The 20873-nt window shown below is 64.4% G+C and carries 18 protein-coding genes; 11 read left to right on the forward strand and 7 right to left on the reverse strand.

Going from position 1 to position 20873, the window contains the following annotated elements:
• Positions 1 to 33: 33 nt before the first annotated feature.
• The 4 genes from P3T22_RS09080 to P3T22_RS09095 form a co-directional block, all read right to left on the reverse strand.
• On the reverse strand, positions 34 to 540 hold the full coding sequence (locus P3T22_RS09080) for an acyl-CoA thioesterase (protein ID WP_063496874.1): 507 nt from the start codon (positions 538 to 540) through the stop codon (positions 34 to 36).
• Between the two features lie 158 nt (positions 541 to 698).
• Positions 699 to 1760, reverse strand: a complete 1062-nt coding sequence (locus tag P3T22_RS09085; protein WP_429324789.1) for a GlxA family transcriptional regulator — start codon at positions 1758 to 1760, stop codon at positions 699 to 701.
• Entirely contained in the window at positions 1760 to 3064 is a 1305-nt protein-coding gene (locus P3T22_RS09090) for an MFS transporter (RefSeq protein ID WP_429324790.1), read from the reverse strand. The genes P3T22_RS09085 and P3T22_RS09090 overlap by 1 nt, the downstream gene beginning before the upstream one ends.
• A 135-nt stretch (positions 3065 to 3199) precedes the next feature.
• Positions 3200 to 3343: a hypothetical protein gene (locus P3T22_RS09095; protein WP_429324791.1), complete on the reverse strand. Its 144-nt coding sequence runs from the start codon at positions 3341 to 3343 to the stop codon at positions 3200 to 3202.
• A 276-nt stretch (positions 3344 to 3619) separates the two neighbouring features.
• Between P3T22_RS09095 and P3T22_RS09100 the strand changes: the two genes are divergently transcribed.
• Together P3T22_RS09100 and P3T22_RS09105 are read left to right on the forward strand one after the other, a co-directional pair.
• Positions 3620 to 4333, forward strand: coding sequence for an ArsR/SmtB family transcription factor (locus P3T22_RS09100; protein ID WP_063496877.1), 714 nt, complete (start codon positions 3620 to 3622; stop codon positions 4331 to 4333).
• 190 nt (positions 4334 to 4523) lie between these two features.
• A complete protein-coding gene (locus P3T22_RS09105; protein WP_429324792.1) occupies positions 4524 to 7043 on the forward strand; it encodes a DUF6600 domain-containing protein in 2520 nt (839 codons plus the stop codon).
• Positions 7044 to 7249: 206 nt separating this feature from the next.
• Here the strand turns inward: P3T22_RS09105 and P3T22_RS09110 are convergent, their stop codons facing one another.
• Complete coding sequence (locus P3T22_RS09110; protein ID WP_063496879.1) at positions 7250 to 8221, reverse strand: thymidylate synthase; 972 nt, start codon at positions 8219 to 8221, stop codon at positions 7250 to 7252.
• A gap of 142 nt (positions 8222 to 8363) precedes the next feature.
• Entirely contained in the window at positions 8364 to 9758 is a 1395-nt protein-coding gene (locus tag P3T22_RS09115; protein WP_429324793.1) for a sigma 54-interacting transcriptional regulator, read from the reverse strand.
• A 535-nt stretch (positions 9759 to 10293) separates the two neighbouring features.
• On the opposite strand from P3T22_RS09115, the gene P3T22_RS09120 reads away from it, so the two are divergent.
• The 9 genes from P3T22_RS09120 to P3T22_RS09160 all read left to right on the forward strand — a co-directional run bounded on the left by P3T22_RS09120 (position 10294) and on the right by P3T22_RS09160 (position 18897).
• Positions 10294 to 10854 carry a hypothetical protein gene (locus tag P3T22_RS09120; RefSeq protein WP_429324794.1) on the forward strand — a complete coding sequence of 187 codons (561 nt, stop codon included), beginning with the start codon at positions 10294 to 10296 and terminating at the stop codon, positions 10852 to 10854.
• A gap of 64 nt (positions 10855 to 10918) precedes the next feature.
• Positions 10919 to 11410, forward strand: coding sequence for a hypothetical protein (locus P3T22_RS09125; protein WP_429324795.1), 492 nt, complete (start codon positions 10919 to 10921; stop codon positions 11408 to 11410).
• Positions 11407 to 12054, forward strand: a complete 648-nt coding sequence (locus P3T22_RS09130) for a hypothetical protein (protein WP_063496883.1) — start codon at positions 11407 to 11409, stop codon at positions 12052 to 12054. The genes P3T22_RS09125 and P3T22_RS09130 overlap by 4 nt, the downstream gene beginning before the upstream one ends.
• Before the next feature lie 29 nt (positions 12055 to 12083).
• Entirely contained in the window at positions 12084 to 13493 is a 1410-nt protein-coding gene (locus tag P3T22_RS09135; RefSeq protein WP_429324796.1) for a hypothetical protein, read from the forward strand.
• Positions 13494 to 13661: 168 nt separating this feature from the next.
• Positions 13662 to 14276 (forward strand): C39 family peptidase, encoded by a 615-nt coding sequence (locus P3T22_RS09140; protein ID WP_236720847.1) that lies wholly within the window; start codon positions 13662 to 13664, stop codon positions 14274 to 14276.
• Between the two features lie 6 nt (positions 14277 to 14282).
• Positions 14283 to 15083: a peptidase C39 gene (locus tag P3T22_RS09145; protein ID WP_429324797.1), complete on the forward strand. Its 801-nt coding sequence runs from the start codon at positions 14283 to 14285 to the stop codon at positions 15081 to 15083.
• A 133-nt stretch (positions 15084 to 15216) separates the two neighbouring features.
• Entirely contained in the window at positions 15217 to 16623 is a 1407-nt protein-coding gene (locus tag P3T22_RS09150; protein ID WP_148662243.1) for a hypothetical protein, read from the forward strand.
• A 24-nt stretch (positions 16624 to 16647) separates the two neighbouring features.
• Positions 16648 to 18249, forward strand: a complete 1602-nt coding sequence (locus P3T22_RS09155) for a sigma-54 dependent transcriptional regulator (RefSeq protein WP_063498036.1) — start codon at positions 16648 to 16650, stop codon at positions 18247 to 18249.
• Between the two features lie 147 nt (positions 18250 to 18396).
• Complete coding sequence (locus P3T22_RS09160; RefSeq protein WP_063496888.1) at positions 18397 to 18897, forward strand: dihydrofolate reductase; 501 nt, start codon at positions 18397 to 18399, stop codon at positions 18895 to 18897.
• A 201-nt stretch (positions 18898 to 19098) separates the two neighbouring features.
• Here P3T22_RS09160 and pmbA read toward each other — a convergent pair whose 3' ends face one another.
• Complete coding sequence (gene pmbA, locus P3T22_RS09165) at positions 19099 to 20469, reverse strand: metalloprotease PmbA (RefSeq protein ID WP_063498037.1); 1371 nt, start codon at positions 20467 to 20469, stop codon at positions 19099 to 19101.
• Positions 20470 to 20873: the final 404 nt, after the last annotated feature.

Consider the following 20873-nt stretch of genomic DNA (forward strand, 5'->3'; position numbering starts at 1 on the left):
GAATGCAACGATCGCGCGGCCTGCGGGCTCGGCTTAAATCTTCCCCTGCGCGACCTCTTCCGGCTTCAATTCTACGATCGCGTCGAGCGCTTCTTTCACGTCCATCGCGTACTTGGCGAGGCGCTTCTGTTCATCCGTTTCCGGCACGAACGCCGGCACCGGCACCGGGTGGCCGTTCTCGTTGACGGCCACCATTACCACCAGGCAGTCCGTGGTTTGCAGCAGCTCGCCGCCCTTCGGATCGCCGGCCTGCACCGACACGTGGATGTGCATGCTGGTGCGGCCCGTCGCCACGACCCGCGCGCGCAGTTCGACCAGGTTGCCGACCAGGATCGGCCGGCGAAAGCGGATATTGCCGACGCTGACCGTCACGCAGTAGCGCCCCGACCACACCGCCGAGCACGCGTACGCGGTCTCGTCGATCCACTTCATCAACGCGCCGCCATGCACCTTGCCGCCGAAGTTGACCGAGCTGGGCTCGGCGAGAAAACGGAAGGTGGTTTCGGAACGGTCCAGCGGCGCTAAGGCAGGCGTGCTCATCTTGACTCCGGTCAATCGGATGCATTTAAAGGAGGCGATTATACGAGCCCGAAATTGACTTCGTCGCGGGCCGGATGGGGTTATCTTGCCGAATTTCGGCGTGGACGGCCATCATACTTTCGTCGAATTTGGGCCTGCCGCCCCTTCAGTTCGCCCCTTCAGTTCGCCTCGGCAGCCGCGGCGGCCGACTCGCGCCGCGGCGCGGCCGCGGACTCGAAACGCTCCCGATACTCGAGCGGCATTACGCCAAAGCGCCGCACAAACGCGCGCCGCAAGTTCTGCTCGCTGCCGAAGCCGCAATCGAGCGCAATCCGCTTGAGCGGCCGGCGCGACTCCGCCAGCACCCGCGCGGCCGCCTCCAGACGCAAGGCCGACACGGTTTTAGCCGGCGTGCGGCCGACCTCGTCCACGTAGCGCCGCGCGAAAGTCCGCGGACTCATCTGCGCGCGCTCGGCCAGCCGTTCGACCGACAGGTCGTCGCGCAAATGGGCCGCCATCCAGCTATGCAGCGCCTCGAACGGTCCGCCCGCCGACGCCTGTGCTGCCAGTGCCGCGCTGAATTGCGACTGGCCGCCGGGCCGCTTCATGAACACCACCAGCCGCCGCGCCGCCTGCATCGCGACCGCATGGCCGAGATCTTCTTCGATCAGCGCCAACGCCAGATCGATGCCCGCCGTCACCCCCGCCGATGTCCAGACGACGCCCGCGCCTTCCCCGTGGCCCACGTCGCGGATGAAGATCGGATCGGCGTCGACCTGCACGTTGGGAAAACGGCGCGCGAGATGCGGCGCGTCGCGCCAATGGGTAGTCGCGCGGCGGCCGTCGAGCAGGCCCGCCGCCGCCAGATAGAAGGCGCCCGTGCAGACCGAGCACACGCGCCGCGCCTGCGGCGCACGGCGCCTGATCCACGCGACGAGTTCCGGCTGCAACCTGCAGTGTGGGTCGATCGGGACGCCCGGGACGATCAGCGTGTCGATCGGCTGGTCGTCGAGCGAATCAAGCCGTTGCGTGACGACTGGCAGACCCGGGAAGGTTTGCAACACGCCGCCGTCGATCGACGCGACGGTCGTGCGATAGGCGACCGGCCCGGTTGGCTCGCTGTTTGAGCCAGCCCCAGCCGCCATCGTCAACTCAGCGCGCCAGAACGCTTCGAGCGGTCCGCACGCATCGAGCAACACGAGCTCCGGCGCCACCGCGAAAACGATATGACGCGTAGCCATCAGGACCCCCCCTTCGCGAGTTGCCGCTTACTCGACCATGCATACCCCAGCGTGGCCAACGCCGCCATCCCGAGCAGCGGAAAGATCGCGGCGTTGATCGTCGCCCAGCCGAAGCGCGCCAGCAATTGCCCGGCGAATAGCGAGCCCAGCGCGGAAAACGCAAACGTTGTGAATTCGCTGGTCGCCTGCGTCTTGGCCCGCTCGGACGGCCGATACGATTGTGCAAGCAGCGTCGAGCCGCCGACGAACATGAAATTCCACCCCACGCCGAGACATGCGAGCGCCGCGTAGAAGTGCGGCAGATCGGTCGAGCGCAACGCCAACACACCGCACAGCGCCGACAGCACGATCCCCGCACCGATCACCGGCAGCACGCCGAAGCGCCGGATCAGCCGTGCGGAAAACAGCGACGGCGCGAACATGCCGACCAGGTGCCATTGAATGATCGCCGCGCCGTCGCCGATCGTGTGGCCGCATGCGACCGCCGCAATCGGCGTCGCGGTCATCACGAACATCATCACGGCATAGCCGAGCGCATTGTTGGCGAGCGCCGCGGCAAAGATCGGCTGCCGGACGATTTCGCCGAGCGGCCGGGCCGGTTCGTGAGTCGCGGCCACGCTCGCGGGCGGTGCTGCGTCGCGATACAGGAACGCCAGCATGGCAATCGATACGAGCCCGAAGCCGGTGACAAGCGCGTAGGAGCCCGCGAACGCGACCGGCGCGAGCCACTCCTTGCTCCATGCGGCGAGAAGCGGCCCGCAGACGGCCGCCACCACGCCGCCGGTGAGCACCGTCGAAATCGCGCGGCTTTTGCCTTCGATTCCGACGGCGTCCGCGGCCGCCAGCCGGTAATACTGCGCGAACGCCTGAAACACACCGACCGTCGCCGTGCCGGCGCAGAACGCCCAGAAACTGTGATGAAAAATCGCCCAGACGGACACCACCCCGCCCAGCGCGCCGACACCCGCGCCGAGCACGAAGCCCGCGCGCCGGCCGATGCGCGCCATCAGGAACGACGCAAAGATCGTGGTCAGCGCGGCGGCGACGGTAATCAGCGAGAACGGCAGCGTCGCGAGCGCCTTGTCGTCGGCAAGCGTGTAGCCGACCAGACCGGTCAAGGTCAGATCGATCGAAACAGATGAGGTGTAGAGCGCCTGGCAGACCGCCAGCACGCGCGCGGCGCGCCGGCCGTCGGGATCGGAATGGCCGGCGCCGGTTTGACCGGCGGCCAGAGAAGAAACGGCGGCGGAGGCGGTGGGAGGAGCGATGGAAGAAGCGGTGGAAGAAGCAGCGGACGGCGGCATCGGTAGGCCTCGGGCGGCGAAAGTGGCGATACCCGGATCGTCACATGGCCGGAAGTGGCAGGAATGACAATGATGCATCAATTCCAGCCAGCCGCCCCCCACCCGCTTGAAAAAGCGGCCGTCGTCGCCTCGGGCTTACTTGCGGACCGTAACGCCCTCGTCGATCATGCCGTACATCGTGATGCTGCCCGTGCCCGCACCCGAGCTCGAACCGGAACCGCCCTGCGCGCATGCGCTGAACAGCAGAACCGCGACAGCGGCGGCAAGAAGACATTTCATGACTGCGTGTTCCTGCAAAGACAGGGTTCGATTCTAGCCTGGCGGCCCGGCACGGCTCCGAAGCATCTCCGAAGCATTTTCGAAGCGACATCGGAGCACCGAAACACCCAAACACCCAAACACCCAAACACCCAAACACGCCCTACCCTGCCCTAACCGCCGGATTTTCGTAACCGCTGTATTCGACAATTCACGCTAAGCTGAAACATCGAATACGACAGCCAGATACAGTGGACTGCATGGCGCCCTGCCCGCGCCACCAACCGGAGACGCACGATGCCCGCGAACCTCGCAGACGAGCACAACCACTTCCCAGGCTTGAGCCGTATCGGCGCGCTGCTCGCCGACCCCGGCCGCGCCGCGATGCTGTGGGCGCTGATGGACGGCAGCGCCCGCCCGGCCGGCGAACTGACGATGATCGCCGGACTCTCGCCGTCGGCGGCCAGCGCTCATCTGGCGCGTCTGACCGACGGCGGCTTGCTCGCGCTCGAAGTGCGCGGCCGGCACCGCTATTTCCGGATCGCCTCGCCGGACATCGCCGCGTCCATCGAAGCGCTCGCCAACGTCGCGCAGGTCAGCGCACCGCAACGGGCCGTGCCGCGTCCGGTGCGCACCGTGCCGCTCGACATGCGCTACGCCCGCACCTGCTACGACCACATGGCGGGCGAACTGTCGGTGCGGGTGTTCGAGCGGCTGGTCGAGCGCGGCCTGCTGACACTGCACGGCTCGTCGCTCGAAGCCACTGCCGAAGGCGCCGCCCGCTTCGCCGATTGGGGCATCGACCTGTCCGCCCAGAAGGCCCGCCGGCGCCGCTTTGCCTGCACCTGTCCCGACTGGAGCGAACGGCGTCCGCACCTGGGTGGAGCGCTCGGCGCCGCGCTGCTCGATTCATGGTCGGCTCATGGCTGGGTCGAGCGCACTGAGCGCCCGCGGATCTTGCGCATCACGCCGGCAGGCCATCGTCATTTCGACGCGTTCCTGGCCGCTTGAGTCATCCTTAACCGATTGATGCGATTACAGAATTTTCGCAATCAGCTTACGAATCACCTAATCGAGACCCTTATCGAGACCTTTTGTTACACGCTCGCGAGAGGGCCTTACAAAAGTGGCGGCCTTGAAACAAACCGTACGGGTAAAGTGGTTCCATGGATGCTGCAAAATGCCGCGTCGGAGATAAATCATGAGAACAATGGCCACACCCCAACACTCGAAACGCCGGATGACCGGCTACACGCTGATCGCCGCTGCGGCATTCCTGTTCGCGGCGCAAGCCACCTTTGCGCAGGAGGCCGCCCAGGCGCCGCCGGACGCTGCCTATCAAGCCTCTCAGAATACCGACCCGCCGGGGCGCGTTGCGCGTCTGAACTACACCGCCGGCGCCGTGACCACCGAGCCAGCCGGCGCAACCGACTGGTCGTACGCGCAGATCAATCGCCCGCTCACCACCGGCGATCAGTTGTGGAACGATCAGAATGCGCGCTCCGAACTGCATATCGGCTCGACCGAGGTGCGCCTCGACCAGGCCACCAGTCTCGACATCCTCAATCTCGACGACAACACCGCTCAGTTGAAGGTCGCGCAGGGTACGTTGTCGGCGCGAGTGCGCGAACTGGCACCGGGCTCCTCCTATGAAATCGACACGCCGAATCTGGCGCTCGGCCTGAACGGCCCCGGCGACTACCGCGTCGACGTCGCGCCGGACGGCAGCAGCACCACCGTCACCGTGCGCAGCGGCAGCGCGACCGTGTACGGCGACAGCGGCCAGGTGCCGGTCGCGGCCGGCCAGCAGATCCGCTTTACCGGCAGCAACTTGCAACAGGTCGCCGACAACGGCGCACCCGGCCTCGACGGCTTCGATCAATGGGCGACTAGCCGCGACGCTGCGGAAGACCGCTCGGTGTCGGCGCGCTACGTGTCGCGCGACATTCCCGGCTATCAGGATCTCGACGCCAACGGCACGTGGCGCAGCAGCCCGCAGTACGGTGAAGTGTGGGTGCCGCGTGAGACACCCGCCGGCTGGGCGCCTTATCACGACGGCCATTGGGTATGGCAAGCGCCTTGGGGCTGGACCTGGGTCGACGATGCGCCGTGGGGCTTCGCGCCCTACCACTATGGCCGCTGGGCCTACGTCGACGACTCGTGGGCATGGGTGCCGGGACCGGTCGTGGTCAGCGAACCGCCCGTCTACGCACCGGCGCTGGTCGCCTTCGTGGGCGGAGGTGGCGGCGGAGCCAACTGGGGGGTGAGCCTGGCGATTGGCGGCGCGGTCGCAGCCGGCGTCGCATGGTTCCCGCTAGGCCCAGGCGAACCGTGGCACCCGCGCTGGGGCGATCACGATCACTGGAGCCCGGGTTACTACAATCGCGTCAACAACACGACGGTCGTCAACAATTACAACCGCAACGTGACGAATGTGAATGTGACCAACATTCACAACACGTACATCAACTATCGCGCGCCCGGTGGAGTGACCGCGGTGCCGGCGACGGCCTTCGTGCATGGTCAATCGGTCGGCCGCTTCGCGCAGAAGGTCGATCCGCAACAGTGGCGCAACGCGCAGATCAATCCGGGCGGTCCGGGAATCGCGCCGGTGAAGGAAAGCTTCGGACCGGGCTTGCGTAACGCGAACTACCGTCCGCCGGCCGGCGTGATGGCGCGTCCGGTCGTCGCCACGCGCAGTCCGGCTGTGCCGGCCGCCTACCACGACACGCTCGCGCAAAACTTTGCGCACAGCGGCGGACGGGTACCGGGCGCGGGCGAGCCGATCGTGCGAACCTCGGTGCCGGCTCATATGGCGGGCGGACCGGGGGCCATGCCGGTGCAGAACGTGCGGGTCGTACAGTCGCATATGGCCGGGCGCACACCGGGCGCCGCGCCGGGTGCACCGGGTGCGCCTAACGGCATGCAGCAGGCCGGTCAGCGGCCGGGAGAAGCGCCGGGCAACGCTCAACCGCAGCGTGGCGGCGAACCGCAAGCCCGGCCGGGCATGCCACCGCAAATGGCCAATCTGCACCAGCAACCCGGTGAGGCAGGTCGTCCGTCCAATGGCGTGCCCCGTCCGCCGCAAGCGAATGGCGCCAACCCGAATGCTTACGCGCAGCAGCACGGCGCGCCGGTGCAAGCGGGGCCGCAACCGGGCGTGGAAGGACGGCACGAGCCTGCATGGACGCAGCCGCACACGCCGATGGCCCAACAGGCGCAGCAACATGGCGCCCCGCAGGAACAGGCACGCCAGCCGGAGGCCCGTCCTGAGCCGCAGCAGCAGGCTCAGCGTCAGCCGGAAGCGCAGCCGCAGCGCGCGCCTGAAGTACACGCCCAGCCGCAGGAGCCCCGGCCGCAACCGACGCAGCAAGCTCAGCAGCAACCGCGTGAAGAATATCGTCCGCAGCCGCAACAGGCACAGCAGCCGCGTCCTGAGCCGCTTCCGCAACAGGGGCAGCAGCCGCGTCCTGAGCCGATTCCGCAACAGGTGCAGCAGCCGCGTCCTGAGCCCCGTCCGCAGCAGGTGCAGCAGCCACGCCCCGAGCCCCGTCCGCAGCAGGTGCAGCAGCCACGCCCCGAGCCCCGTCCGCAGCAGGTGCAGCAGCCACGCCCCGAGCCGCGTCCGCAGCAGGCCCAGCAGCCGCGTCCCCAACCGCAACCGCAGCACGTCGAACAGCATTCGTCCGGCGGCAACCGTGACGAGCGCCACAAAGGCTAAGGATTAGGCGCGCAGCTTGGTGCGCTTGCTACTTGACGGCTGGAAGGCTGGAAGGCTGGAAGGCTGGAAGGCTGGAAGGCTGGAAGGCTGGAAGGCTGGAAGGCTGGAAGGCTGGAAGGCTGGAAGGCTGGAAGAATAAACCCCCGCGATTCGCATCGCGGGGGTTTATTCTTTGAGCAGGCTGCGAACGGACTCCCAGACCGTGCTCAGACCGCCATTGGCGCCGTGAGCGGCTCGTGATGCCGGTAGCCGACCAGCGAGAAGTCCGATGGCTCGATTTTCTCAAGCCATTCCGGCTCATACACGCCCGTTTTCGCGTAGTCCGGCACACGGTCCGAGATCGCGAAGGCGGGGCTTTCGTACGGCTCGCGCGTGAGTTGTTGCTGCAGCATGTCGAGCTGGTTCTCGTAGATGTGCGCGTCGCCGATAAAGTAGGTGAACCAGCGCGGCGTATAACCCGTCAGGCGGCCGACCAGATGCAGCAAAGCCGCGCCTTCGGTCAGATTGAACGGCGTGCCGAGGCCGACATCGTTGCTGCGAATGTACAGACACAGCGAAATTTCACGACGCGCGACATTCGGCAGGAACTGATAAAGCAGGTGGCAAGCCGGCAGCGCGATCTGGTCCAGCACGGCGGGATTCCAGGCATGAAACAGGATTCGCCGGTCGGCGGGGTTCTGCATGATCGTGTCGAGACACTGCCGCAGCTGATCGATCGCTTTGTACAGCAACACTTTGCGGTTGCCGTCTTCCTCGAATTCCGTCACCACCTGAAAGCCACGAAGCGTGGCGTCGGCCAATTGCGCGCTGGCGCCTGCGTCCAGCACTTTGTAGGCCGGCCACTGGCGCCATTGCACGCCGTAAACGTCGCCGAGGTCGTCCGGACCTTGACGATACGGATTGGCAAGCCATTGCGGATTCTGGTTGGCGTTCGCGTCCCACACCTTACAGCCCAGATCGCGAAAATCCGCGGCGCTGCGCGAGGCGCGCAGAAACCCGACCAGTTCGCCCACCGCCGACTTGAACGCCAGCTTTTTCGTGGTGACGGCGGGAAAGCCCTGCTGGAGGTCGAAGCGCAACATGGCGCCCGGCATGCTGATGGTGCGGATGCCGGTGCGGTTCTCCTGCCACGTGCCGGTGTCGAGGATCGTGCGGACGAGGTCAAGGTATTGTTTCATGCGGGTCCCTTCGACGAAGCGCGCCCTTGGGTCAGGATATGCGCCACGGAGATTGAGCGGAAGAAAACCCGATTTTAACAAGCGCAGCCGGACGGCGCCCGGTCGGGACGCGCGGCGGAGAAAATATCGGCGGGAAAGCCCGTCAGAGGTGCGGCACCGAGACCGGCAACTCGCCGTGCGGCGTGGCAAGCGGTTCGCCTTCCATATGGCGCATGCCATGCGAGCACAGCAGCCGGTACAGCGTCACGCGCGAAATGCCGAGTTCCTGCGCGGCGTCGCCGAGACGGCCGCGATGACGCAGAAGCGCGAGTTCGATTGCCTGACGTTCGGCCGCTTCGCGCGCCTGCGCGAGCGACACCGGCACGATCTCCACGTATTCGGCCAACTCGAGATCGCGCGCCGAGATCGCGCGCCCTTCCGACATCACGATGGCGCGCCGCACGCGATTGATCAACTCGCGCACGTTGCCTGGCCAGCCGTAGTTATGCAGCGCCGCGATGGCGTCGGGCGCGAAGCCGCGCAAACGGCGGCTAGCATCTTTCTTGAAACGTTCCAGCATGTGCCGCGCAAGCAGTTCGATATCCTTACCACGCGCACGCAACGGCGGTTCGTCGATTTGCAGCACGCACAGGCGGTGATACAGGTCGGAGCGGAACCGTCCTTCGATCATCGCGGCTGTCATATCCACGTGCGTCGCCGAGATGATGCGCACGTCGACGTCGATCGAACCGTGGCCGCCCAGCCGCTCCACTTTACGTTCCTGCAGGAAGCGCAAGAGGCTCGCCTGGCTTTCGAGCGGCAGATCGCCGATTTCGTCGAGAAACAGCGTGCCGCCGTTGGCCGCTTCCACGCGGCCGATCTTGCGTTGATTGGCGCCGGTGAACGCGCCGCGCTCATAGCCAAATAGTTCGGATTGCAATAGATGCGGCGGAATCGCGCCGCAGTTGATCGGCACAAAAGGCGCATTGCGGCGCGCCGAGCGTTCGTGGATCGCGACCGCGGTCAACTCCTTGCCGGTGCCCGATTCGCCCGAAATAAACACCGGCGCGTCGGTCATCGCCACTTTACGGATCGAACGGAACAGCGCAAGCATTGCGTCGCACGAACCGACCATTTCGCCTTCAGCACCTTGCGACCCATCGTTCGATGCCGGCTCGCCGAGCGAGATCATCCCGTATGCGTGACCGACCGAATCGACGATCCTGTCGCCCGAGTAAGGCACCGTTACGTAGTCGAAACAATAGTCCCGCACGAGCCGGCGCAAGGCCGCGTCCTGCAATTGTCCGTGCGTGGTGGCCGCAACCCAGCCGACGTTCGGGATGGTCAGACAGGACTCGAAGGCGGCGATTTCGTGTGGCTGAAATTCGCTAGACAGATCGAGCAAGCCGCCCGCCGCCATTCCGGCGCGAACAGCACGGCGCACGTCGCGCGCCGCCCCCACGACTTCGACATGCCAGCCGCGCTGATGAAAGCGTGTATTCAGTTCCGCGCTTGGATCGCGTGAAACGTAAATCAGTTGCCGCGTTGCGGGTTCCATTATTCAGATCCTCTCGTCAACGAACGTTAAGGATGACGCACGCACCTAAACCGAAGTTCAGACACGCTGACTCGTTCGGGATTCGCGAAATAGCAAAAACCGAACGGCCATTCCATTCCGTGCGGACAGCTGATCCCCAAGAAAGCGGCGTGTGTGTTTGAGACGGCCCGTTAGCGGGCTTTTTTAAATCTGAAGCTGTTTTCGAGAGCTTACTATACGCGCGCCACTTGGAAAACAATTATGCGAATTTAATCGAATGCTCCTTGCCCAGAAAGGCCAGGCGGGCGATCACTATTTATTCAGCTTACGAATAAAAGCATTGTGGAAGCGCTTTACTGGCGCTCACCGCAAGCTGGTTCATAACATCAGATTTAACGAATTACAGGTATTTTCTGCCTGCCGTTTCAGCGCTGAAACGTTTTTACCCGATTTTTCAGTGGTTACTCCGAGGTATGCAGGTCACATCCAGACGCATCACTGGATTGCGACTCATGGCACACGTTTCGCTAAAAGCCGTGCATCAAGGAGACACATCATGCGACTCGTTTTCCGCATCGACCTGAGCAGCATTGCACCTTGCGCCGCACTGTGCGCCGCCTCGGTGGCCTTGCTCGTGCTGCCGGTTGGCGCCAATGCGCAGGAATTCGCACTGCCTCAATCCGTCACGATGACCGAAACCGCCGATGCCGGTTCCGCCACCCTCTCGAACACGACGCTCGCAGCGGTGGCCTCGCCGAACACGCCGGCCATGCCGGCCACCGATACGACGAACGCCGCTGCGGTGAACAACCCATCGACCAGCACGGACACCAACGCCGCGTCCCGCAGCGAGCTGACCGACAACGCGCTGAGCATTCCCGCCGACCCCGCCTCCGTGAACGATTTCGTACTGGACGATCAGGCGTTGTCCCGCCAGCGCGGCGGCTTCAGCGGCATGTTGATGGTCGCTGCAACGCCGCAACTGATGCGCGGCTTTAACAACGGTGGCAACGGCGTGACGCTGTGGGACGAAATCGCCCCGCCGTCGCAATTGCCGGTTCCCGTCGACGTCGCCCGCTCCGCACAGGGCAACGTTACGAGCTACCAGAGAAATTAGCGGAAAGACGCCCGCTCGACGCCATAAGCCGCACCGGCCGATCGTCTGTCTGCAAGGAACCGACATGAACGCCTCAACCCAGATGCCGCATACCCGCAGCCCCCGCGCAGCCCTGCTGTCCGTGCTGTTCGGCGTGCTCGCTGCCGGCTCCGCGGCAAGTGCCGCCGCGCAGCAGTTGACCGTGCCGGGCAACCTCGTCATCGAGCGCGACATCACGCCGCGCGATGCGTTCGTCCCGGTGCCGCAGAGCCAGGACCCGATTGCCGTGCAGATCCAAACCTTCCCGAAGGCGACCTTCGATGGCGCGCTCGGCACGATGGCGAGCGATCTCGACCTGAACAGCACGCACGGCACCACCGGCATCGCCGGCAACGGCTTTATGCCGGCGCCGGGCGGCACAAACGGCATCCAGCACATGCTTGCGGGCAACGGCAATACCGTTCCGGTCGGCACCGGCGCCAGCTTCGGTGGCGCCGGCGGAATCGGCAGTTCGATCGCCCAGTCGGTCAATGGCGCCCTCGCCCCCTTGGGTGCCGCTCTAGGAGCCATGAAATGACTACCTCACGCGCACCGGCCGGGCGCCTTCCGTCACGCAAGCCATCGCGCTGGTCCCTGCTCGCCTGGGCATTGCTCGGCTGTGCAAGCCTTACGGCGCACGCTCAAACGCCACCCGCGCTGGTCGACGCGCTGTCGGTGATCGGCAACGGGGTAGCCGCCGGCGCGACGGGTGTCGTTGCCATCAACGAGGCAGCGGGTCTCGACAACGCGCAAGCGAACCAGGGCGTGATCACCAACGGACAAGTCCCTCTCAATCTGATCGGAAGCTCGCAGAGCGCGGACACGAACGCCAAGGCGATGGCCGCAAAAAGCACGATCAGCAGTGATGCATTTTCAAACACCTCTGGCCTTATCGAACTGAATCAGTCGGCGGGTGTAGGGAATCTTCAGCGGAACAGCGCCGTAATTGGTTCTGGACCGATTGGAGCGGAGCTCGTAGCGGATGGGGTGCTATCCGCTACGACCGCCAAAGGCGGGGGTCTGGGAAGGTCTGGCGACAACCACGACGTACGCGAGGTGTCCATCGGTGCGGACGCGCTCAAAAACGTCAGTGGGATCGTCCAGATCAACCAGGCAGCCGGCTCAGGTAACGTCAGTTCAAACAGTTTTGTGCTCCGTCCCCCGGCGGGCACCTTTTTCTAACGAGCCACACTCTTTATCGGAGCGTCATCATGAAGCGCACTCTCATTGCAGCGGCTGTCCTGTCGACGATGGCAGCAGGTTCGGCTTACGCCGGATGCACGGCCGGCTGCGGCCCGGCTGAGCTCTTTACGGCAACGAACATCTATACCGACATCGGCGAATTCGGCTTCATTACGCTGCGCGGCAAGGTGGACGTGTCGAGCAATTCCGGCGCCACGGTCAACAACACGCAAACCGTGAACATCAGCGGCGTCGACATGAAAACGCCGCCGCAGAGTTACACCAGCGGCAAGGTGACCACGACCACCGATGCGACCAAAGTCTGGTTCAACGGCAGCGGCAGCGGCTCGAACTACTCGGTTCACTCGTCGTACAGCGCGGGCTCGTTTGCCGAAGGCTCGCAAGAGCAGTCGGCCGCAGCTTATGCACAAGGCCAGAGCTTCGGCGAAAGCAGCGGCTTCAAGCAAGGCTTTGAAGGGTCGTATACCGGCGGCAACCACGTCAACACCCACAACAGCGCAAACGGCACGCTGGCAGCCGGCTTCATCGCCGGCATCGGCGGCGGTCGTGGCGTGATCGTCGGCGGGGTAGCGGCAGGCTTCGCCGCTGCGCTGAACACGCACTCCTCGAATAACTACGGCGGCTACTTCGCCGAACAGTCTTCGGGCCACCAGGCCGCATGGGGACAAGAACATTCGTCCGGCTACTTCGCACAAGCTGCGGAACAAAGCGCTTCCGGCCACTACACGAGTAGCCAGGTCTCCGCGAACGCCAACGCATGGGGCTGGAGCGCGCATGACAACATCAGCGCAGGCTCGGTGAATGTCTCCGGCACCATTACCCAGCACATCAACACCGAAAAACCGACGACGATGTCCGCCGGCATCGGCGACACAGCGCTGGATACCGCGAACGGCAACATTGGCGTCAACATCGCCAGCGGCGTAGACAACGCCCAGTCCAATGATGCCGCCCTGTCGAACATGGACGTCGGCCCCGTGTTCGGTAGCGCGCAGATCTTCTCGACTCAATCGTCGGGCGGCTCGGCGAAAGTGGGAGACTTCAACTTCGTTGCCTCCGTCGGCGCAGGCGCCCTGGCACATGCGACGGGCAATATCGGCGTGAACGTGGCCTCGGGTGTGGGCAACGTGCAAAACAACAGCCTGGCAGCATCGGCTACGACTGACAGCGCCAGTAGCAGCAGCGGTATGGGCTGGGAGCATGACAGGGGCAGCAGCACGCAAGGTGGCGAAGTCATTGCCAGCGACCAGAACGTCCAGACCGCAGACGCAGGCGTCAGTGGCCAGTTCACCGGCTCGTCCATGCTCGGCATGGGTGCGCTCGCCAATGCTAACGGCAACATCGGGGTGAATATCGCGTCGGGGGCAGGCAACCTGCAACACAACGGCCTTGCAGTCGCCAGCGTGTCGCATCAGTAACTAAAGCGGTATCGCAGGAAGACACCGGTCAGCCTTCGTGCTGACCGGCTGTCTGCCCGGGGGGGATAGACCATGTTCGGGGTGAGCAGGGGAACGCGTGGCTTTTTTCTGGCACTCTTTGCTGGACTCGTGCTATCGCAGACGGGTCACGCGCAGAGTGCCCTTTCGATGAACGCTGCAGCGGGCGTGCCGTTCGACGTGAACGTGCGTTCGATCCGCGAGCTACGCTACAACCACATCGTTTCGCAGCGTTACGACTATAGCTGCGGCTCGGCCGCTCTGGCCACGTTGCTGAAGTACGGCTACGGCATCGACATTCCCGAAACCGAAATGATCCAACGCATGATGGTGTTTTCGACACCAGAGGTGGTGGTGAAGAACGGCTTCTCGATGCTCGACATGAAGAAGTTCGTCGAAACGATCGGCCTGCGCGGCCGTGGTTTCCGCGTCACCTCCGAAGCGCTCTATCACCTGCAGATTCCTGTACTCGTGCTGATGAACAGCGACGGCTACGAGCACTTCGTGATCGTCAAGCACGCGGAAGACGGCCGCATCTTCATTGCCGACCCAGCGCTCGGCAACCGCATCGTCATGGAAGACGACTTCGTCAAGAAATGGAACGGCCTCGTATTCGCGGTCGTCGGCAAGCCATTTATGGAGGATTCTCCGCTGTTGCAAGGCAACGAGTCGCTCGCGCTAAAGCTGCGCGAACGTGCGCTGGAAAACGGTACGGCAGCGACTCCCTTTGTTGAATACGGTTTGATCAAGGCAGAGTTGTTCTGACTCATCATGGACCGAAACTTCCTCATTATTGGCTGTGCGTTGTGTTTCACAACGTGTGGCCTTGCTTCAGTCGCGCATGCTGCCGAGCAGACGCCGACTGTGTTTGAAGACGTCAGCGCCCTCAAGCTGCAACCCGTCGACGATGCCGTCCTCGCCAAACAGACCGGCAAAGGTATTGCCGGGGACATCATTTCGGGCGTCGTCGTCACCCTGCTGTCGCAATGGCAGTTGCCGAACGGCGCCACCGCTGTCGCCTCGGGCGCGCTCGCCATCGGTACAAACACGCCCAACCAGCCGAGCGTCCAATTCAATTCATCGGCCTCCGTGACCGGGCCAAACGGATCATGGGGCAGCGGCGCCAACCGCAACGCCAGCGCGAGCGGCGGGCAGAACGTCAACGTCAACGGCGTCTCGCAGATCGCCCAGCTGGCCGGCAACGGCAACCTCGGCACCAATCAGGCGCTGATCGATTTCGATGCCTCGCCAGGCAGCCTGACGGGAGGGTCCTATAACAACGCAACGGCGGCTGCCGCAAGCAATGCGAACGGCTCCGTGAAAGCCTCCGTCAGTCTCGCCCACGGCGGCATTGCAATCGCGTTGCAAACGCCGGCCGGTATCGCCACCCAAACCATCGCGCCGGCCAGTACGCAACAGGCCGGCGCGATTGCCCAACTCTTGCAGATTGCAGGCAATAACCAGCAAGTCGCCAATCAGTTGCAACTGCATTTGCAGATGCAGCCGATGTCGGCCTCGATGCTGCGCCAGATTGGCGTCCTACAAGCCCTGCAAAACAGCGTAAGGAGATAACACGGGCCGCCACCCGATCAGGAAGGAGACCAAGCACTAAAAGCGACCGCGCGCTGCCAGGGACACATGCGACGCGCAGTCAGAATACCGGCGGAACAAAATGATCAGATTCGCAAGGACCGGTGTGCCGCGCATGGCGCTCGCGGCCATTCCGGCCGCAGCCATGCTGTTTGCGCTATCGCAAGGGGCCAGCGCGCAGGCGCTCTCCGATCAATCGGTTGAAGAACGGCTGAACACGCTCATGCGCGTCGTCAGCGAGCAGCAAAAGCAGATCGTCTCGCTCGAGCGGCAGGTCACGAACCTCGAAATGTCGCAGCGCGGCCGTGGCGCACCGGGTTACGGCGAGCCGGCTGGCAGCGCCGCGATCGCCGAACAGCCCGGCGCCGACGGCCTGCCTGTGCCGCTGCCGCCGCTGGCCCAGGTGAATCCGGGCACACCCGCGCCGGGCAGCGGCACGGGCACAGCGACTGGGGTGCCGGTCAATCCGCCGGTACCTGAAAACAGCAGCGGGGGCGGCCTGCCGGCAGCAACCGACGGCAGCGGCGCGGTCGGCCAGACGCAGAAGGCCGCGCAACCGGTGCGCACGCAATCGGAAGATGCGGTGGTGCAGAACCAGCAGCACACGCCGCTGTTCGAGCACAAGCTGACCCTCGACTGGGGTATCAACGATACCTACTACGACCGTCGCCAGTTGCAACTGTCCGGCTTCCTCGCGCTCGATGCGATTTTCCTCGGCAACATCAACCTCGGCGAAACCAAGTCGCACCAGGTGATGGCCGACCTCGACACGCGTTACGGTCTGACCGACCGCATAAGCGTCGACGTCGACGTGCCCTATATCTACCGGCACAGCAACTTCATCGTCGGCGGGGCCGGCGGGGCCGCGAATACGGTCTCGGACGCCTCGGCAAATTCGAGCAACATTGGCGACGTCAACTTCGGGATCTACTACCAGTTCCTGAAGGAAACCAACAATCTGCCGGACATGGTCGGCAGTCTGCGCATCAAGGCGCCGACCGGTTCGTCGCCGTTCGGCATCAAGCTGCAGCAGGTCGACGCCGACAACACCAACCTCGTCGCCCCCTCCAAGCTGCCCACCGGCACCGGCTTCTGGAACATCACGGCGGGCCTGTCGGTGTTGAAGACCTACGATCCGGTCGTGCTGTTCGGCAGCGTCTCGTACACCTACAACATTGCCCGCTCGTTTTCGGACATCTCGTCGGTCGTCGGCCAGACCGAACCGGCGACGGTCAAGATCGGCGACGTCGTGCAGTTCGGCGGCGGCGCAGCACTGGCGTTCTCGGACAAGGACTCAGCCAGCATCTCGTACACGATGGCGCTGGAACCCGAGTCCGAGACCAAAGCGCCAGGCGGAAGCTATTCGAAGGTGCCGGGCAGCGAGACCACCGCTGCCGCCCTGACCTTCGGCTTGAATCACGTAGTGAACAAGCACTTGACGATCAACGGTTCGGTGTCTGTCGGCCTCACGCCCGACACGCCGAACTTCGTGATCGGCGTGCGCTTTCCCTACACTTTTTGACGTGTCAACGATACGAGGTTGATCGTGCGCGAATCGCCCCATCTGAGCAGCGTTACACCGCCGTCCGGCGCTCATCTGTCGATTGCCCGAACGCAGGACGTTCCTGTGACGCGAGCAACGGAAGGCCTCGCGGGGCGCCCGTCGGAAGTCTCGTTGGCGCATCCTCAGGAGGCCGCTGCAGAGCGCTTGCACGCGCCCTCCACCGCCGCGAAAGAGAGCGGCCTGCTGCACGAGCGGACCGAACGGGCACTGCTGTATGTCGCGCGCACGCCGGATGAGACGCTGAGCGCCCATCTGAAGAGCCGCGGCTGGCACGTGATGATCGCCCGCTCGGCGCATGAGCTCGCGCGCCTGCTCAAACCTGACGTGATATGCGCCGGCATCGTCGACCTGGCCAGCTTTGCGTTGCGCGACCTTGGCGGCCTCGAAGCGAGCCTGCGTCAACAGCAGATCGGCTGGATTGCACTCGCCACTTCGGACCGCCTCGCCGACCCCGGCGTGCGGCGCCTGATCCGCCACTACTGCTTCGACTACGTCAAGACGCCGGTAGCCAACGCCACGATCGACTACCTCGCCAATCATGCATTCGGCATGGTGACCCTGTGCGATGCCGATGAGAACCCGCCTGCCGCGCCCGCCACCGACGACGAAATGGTCGGTACCTGCGAAGCGATGCAGCAACTCTTCCGCACCATCCGCAAAGTCGCCAATACCGACGCCAGCGTGTTCATCTCGGGTGAATCCGGCACCGGCAAGGAACTCACCGCACTGGCGATCCACGAACGCTCGCCGCGCCGCAAGGCGCCGTTCGTCGCCATCAACTGCGGCGCCATTCCGCACCATCTATTGCAGTCCGAACTATTCGGTTACGAACGCGGCGCGTTTACCGGCGCGAACCAGCGCAAGATCGGCCGGGTCGAGGCCGCGGACGGGGGCACCTTGCTGCTCGACGAAATCGGCGACCTGCCGATGGAAAGCCAGGCAAGCCTGCTGCGCTTTTTGCAGGAAGGCAAGATCGAGCGGCTCGGCGGCCGCGAATCGATCCCGGTGGATGTGCGAATCATCTCGGCGACCCACGTGGATCTCGAGTTCGCGATGCGCGACGGACGGTTCCGCGCCGACCTGTTCCACCGGTTGTGCGTGCTGCGTGTCGACGAGCCGCCGCTGCGCGCCCGCGGCAAGGACATTGAGATTCTTGCGCATCACATCATGCACAAGTTCAAGACCGACAGTGCGCGCAAGATCCGCGGCTTTGCGCCGTCGGCGATCGAGGCGATGTACAACTACAACTGGCCCGGCAATGTGCGCGAGCTGATCAACCGGGTGCGCCGCGCGATCGTGATGGCGGAGAACAAGCTGATTTCCGCCGACGACCTCGACCTCGCGCAGTTCACCGAGCAACAGACCATGAGCCTCGCGCAAGCGCGCGAAGCCGCCGAGAAGCGCGCAATCGAAGCGGCGCTGCTGCGGCATCGCCACCGGCTGAACGAGGCGGCGACCGATCTGAATATTTCGCGCGTCACGCTATACCGGCTGATGGGTCAGCACGGGTTGCGGGATCTGAGCGCGGCCGACGAGAAAGCGTCGCTTGAAGCGTTCGCCGCCGGAGAGCCTTCGCACAAGTGACGGGGGCGCCTAGCCGGGGGCGCCTGGCCGGGGCGCTTAGCCACGGTTGCCTGCCCAGGGTTGCCTGGCGGGGAGCGTCGGCTGACATAGCGGCGCCTTCCTGCGCCTCAGGTAGAATCATCCTGGTTACGTTCCCCTTTCCATTCGATGACGACGCTCACCCTGATCGTCGCTCGCGCCAATAACGGCGTGATCGGCCGCGACAACCAGTTGCCCTGGCGACTTCCCGAAGACCTCGCGTTCTTCAAGCGCACCACGATGGGCGCGCCCATCATCATGGGCCGCAAGACGCATGAATCGATCGGCCGGCCGTTGCCGGGGCGCCGCAACATTGTCGTGACACGGGATGCCACGCGGCGCTTTCAGGGCTGCGACGCGGCCACCACCCTCGAGGACGCGCTGAAGCTCGCCGCCCAGGACCAGGCGCCGGAGGCGTTTCTGATCGGCGGCGCGCAGCTGTATGCGGAAGGTTTGCGTCAGGCGGACAAGCTGATCATCACCGAGATTTCCGCCGACTTCGAAGGCGACGCCACCTTCCCCGAACTTGATGAAAGCGAATGGGAAGAAGTCGCGCACGAAACGCATCGCGCGGACGCGCCGAATGACTTCGATTACGCGTTTGTGACTTATAAGCGTAAGGGTGCTTGAGGTTTTGCGCCGCGCCTGACGCTTCACACTTTACGGTTTGCGCCCGGGCTTCAGACGGCCAGCTTCGCGCCTCGAGCATTTGCCGCGCGCCGCAACGCGGGCATAAAAAAACGCCACGCAATCGCCTGCGTGGCGTTTTTTGTTTGCAGCCTTCCTGCACGGCCGGACTAAGGCAAGCCGCCGCCGGTTAAGCAGAACCGCTTATTGCCCGGCGATCGTCATCCGCTCGATCAGCACCGAGCCCGTTTCCTTGGTGCCGCGCGTGATCGTATCCGCGCCGATCGCGACGATATGGCGGAACATTTCCTGCAATGTGCTCGCCACCGTGATTTCCTCGACCGGGTACTGGATCTTGCCATTCTCGACCCAGAACCCCGACGCGCCGCGCGAATAGTCGCCCGTCACGTAGTTCACGCCCTGCCCCATCAGTTCCGTCAGCAACAGGCCTGTGCCGAGCTTCTTCAGCATTTCCTCGAAGTCGTCTTCCGGACGTGTCTTCGAGCTGCGCAGCGACAGATTGTGCGAGCCGCCGGCGTTGCCGGTGGTCTGCATGCCGAGCTTGCGCGCCGAGTAGGTGGACAGGAAGTAGCCTTCCACCACACCGTCCTTCACCACCGAACGCTGTTTGGTGCGCACGCCTTCTTCGTCGAACGGTGCGCTGCCCATCGCGCGCGCGACGTGCGGATCTTCGACCACCTGGATGTGCGGCGCGAACACCGGCTTGCCGAGGCTGTCGACCAGGAACGAGGTCTTGCGGTACAGCGCGCCGCCGCTCGTCGCCTGCACGAACGCGCCGAGAATGCCGGCGGCGAGCGGCGCTTCGAACAGCACCGGCACCTTGCGCGTGTCGAGCCCGCGCGCGCCGATGCGCGACAGCGCACGTTGCGCCGCGTAACGGCCCACCGCTTCCGGATCGGCGAGGTCTGCGGCGCTGCGGGTCGACGTGTACCAGTCGTCGCGCTGCATGTTGCGGCCGCTGCCGGCGATCGGCGCGCACGCGATGTAGTGGCGCGAGTACGGATAGCCGGCGAGGAAGCCGCGCGAGGTGGCCAGCACGAACTGCGAGTGCTGCGCCGAGACGCTCGCGCCTTCCGAGTTCTTGATCTGCGGATCGGTTGCGAAAGCGGCGTCTTCCGAGCGGCGGGCGATTTCCACCGCTTCGTCCGCGGAAAGATTCCACGGGTGATACAGATCGAGATCGCGCGGGGCGGTTTCGAGCAATTCTGCTTCGGCGAGACCCGCGCAGTCGTCTTCAGCCGTGAAGCGGGCGATGTTGTACGCGGCCGCCACCGTGTCTTTCAAAGCTTGCGACGAAAAGTCCGAGGTGCTTGCGTTGCCGCGCTTGTTGCCGATGAACACCGTCACGCCGACCATCTTGTCGCGGTTGTGTTCGATCGTCTCGACTTCGCCGCGCCGCACGGAGACGGACAGGCCGTCGCCTTCGGAGATCTCGGTCGCCGCGTCGGTACCGCCGAGCGACTTCGCGTGACGAAGGATGTCCGAGGCGATTTCCTTCAGTTCATCCTGGGTATGCGGAAAAAAGCGCTGCTTGACGTCCATGTCTGCTGCCATTGTCGTTGCCGTCCTGTTCGGGGCCGAGCGGCCCTGTGTGTTCGCCCATGCCACGCACTTGCGTACGCGCTTTACGCGCGCCATTTGCGTGCTCACTTGCATGCTCTTTTGCGTTGGCACGCATCCCGCGATCATAGCAAGGTACGCGAAGCTGTACCTGGCATTCGCTGAGCCTGACTTTGCCTCGGCGCTGTCCCGGCGCTGTCCCGGCGCTCTCCCGGTGTTGTCCCGGTGTTGTCCCGGTGTTGTCCCGGTGTTGTCCCGGTGTTGTCCCGGTGTTGTCCCGCTGCGGTCCCGCTGCGGTCGCGGTGCGGTCGTGCCGTTGTCCCGACTTTCTACCGGCCCGCCGCGTTTGCCGCGATCCTCAAAAACCCACTCGCGAAGCCTTGTGCGCTAGCAGCACG

Origin of the sequence: Paraburkholderia sp. GAS348 (genome assembly GCF_050434205.1) — a bacterium.
Taxonomy (GTDB): Bacteria; Pseudomonadota; Gammaproteobacteria; order Burkholderiales; family Burkholderiaceae; genus Paraburkholderia.

Excerpts from the sequence above, each read along its gene's own strand:
- P3T22_RS09080 (WP_063496874.1), bottom strand. The coding sequence starts at position 540 with ATGAGCACGCCTGCCTTAGCGCCGCTGGACCGTTCCGAAACCACCTTC.
- P3T22_RS09085 (WP_429324789.1), bottom strand. The coding sequence starts at position 1,760 with ATGGCTACGCGTCATATCGTTTTCGCGGTGGCGCCGGAGCTCGTGTTG.
- P3T22_RS09090 (WP_429324790.1), bottom strand. The coding sequence starts at position 3,064 with ATGCCGCCGTCCGCTGCTTCTTCCACCGCTTCTTCCATCGCTCCTCCC.
- P3T22_RS09095 (WP_429324791.1), bottom strand. The coding sequence starts at position 3,343 with ATGAAATGTCTTCTTGCCGCCGCTGTCGCGGTTCTGCTGTTCAGCGCA.
- P3T22_RS09100 (WP_063496877.1), top strand. The coding sequence starts at position 3,620 with ATGCCCGCGAACCTCGCAGACGAGCACAACCACTTCCCAGGCTTGAGC.
- P3T22_RS09105 (WP_429324792.1), top strand. The coding sequence starts at position 4,524 with ATGAGAACAATGGCCACACCCCAACACTCGAAACGCCGGATGACCGGC.
- P3T22_RS09110 (WP_063496879.1), bottom strand. The coding sequence starts at position 8,221 with ATGAAACAATACCTTGACCTCGTCCGCACGATCCTCGACACCGGCACG.
- P3T22_RS09115 (WP_429324793.1), bottom strand. The coding sequence starts at position 9,758 with ATGGAACCCGCAACGCGGCAACTGATTTACGTTTCACGCGATCCAAGC.
- P3T22_RS09120 (WP_429324794.1), top strand. The coding sequence starts at position 10,294 with ATGCGACTCGTTTTCCGCATCGACCTGAGCAGCATTGCACCTTGCGCC.
- P3T22_RS09125 (WP_429324795.1), top strand. The coding sequence starts at position 10,919 with ATGAACGCCTCAACCCAGATGCCGCATACCCGCAGCCCCCGCGCAGCC.
- P3T22_RS09130 (WP_063496883.1), top strand. The coding sequence starts at position 11,407 with ATGACTACCTCACGCGCACCGGCCGGGCGCCTTCCGTCACGCAAGCCA.
- P3T22_RS09135 (WP_429324796.1), top strand. The coding sequence starts at position 12,084 with ATGAAGCGCACTCTCATTGCAGCGGCTGTCCTGTCGACGATGGCAGCA.
- P3T22_RS09140 (WP_236720847.1), top strand. The coding sequence starts at position 13,662 with ATGAACGCTGCAGCGGGCGTGCCGTTCGACGTGAACGTGCGTTCGATC.
- P3T22_RS09145 (WP_429324797.1), top strand. The coding sequence starts at position 14,283 with ATGGACCGAAACTTCCTCATTATTGGCTGTGCGTTGTGTTTCACAACG.
- P3T22_RS09150 (WP_148662243.1), top strand. The coding sequence starts at position 15,217 with ATGGCGCTCGCGGCCATTCCGGCCGCAGCCATGCTGTTTGCGCTATCG.
- P3T22_RS09160 (WP_063496888.1), top strand. The coding sequence starts at position 18,397 with ATGACGACGCTCACCCTGATCGTCGCTCGCGCCAATAACGGCGTGATC.
- pmbA (WP_063498037.1), bottom strand. The coding sequence starts at position 20,469 with ATGGCAGCAGACATGGACGTCAAGCAGCGCTTTTTTCCGCATACCCAG.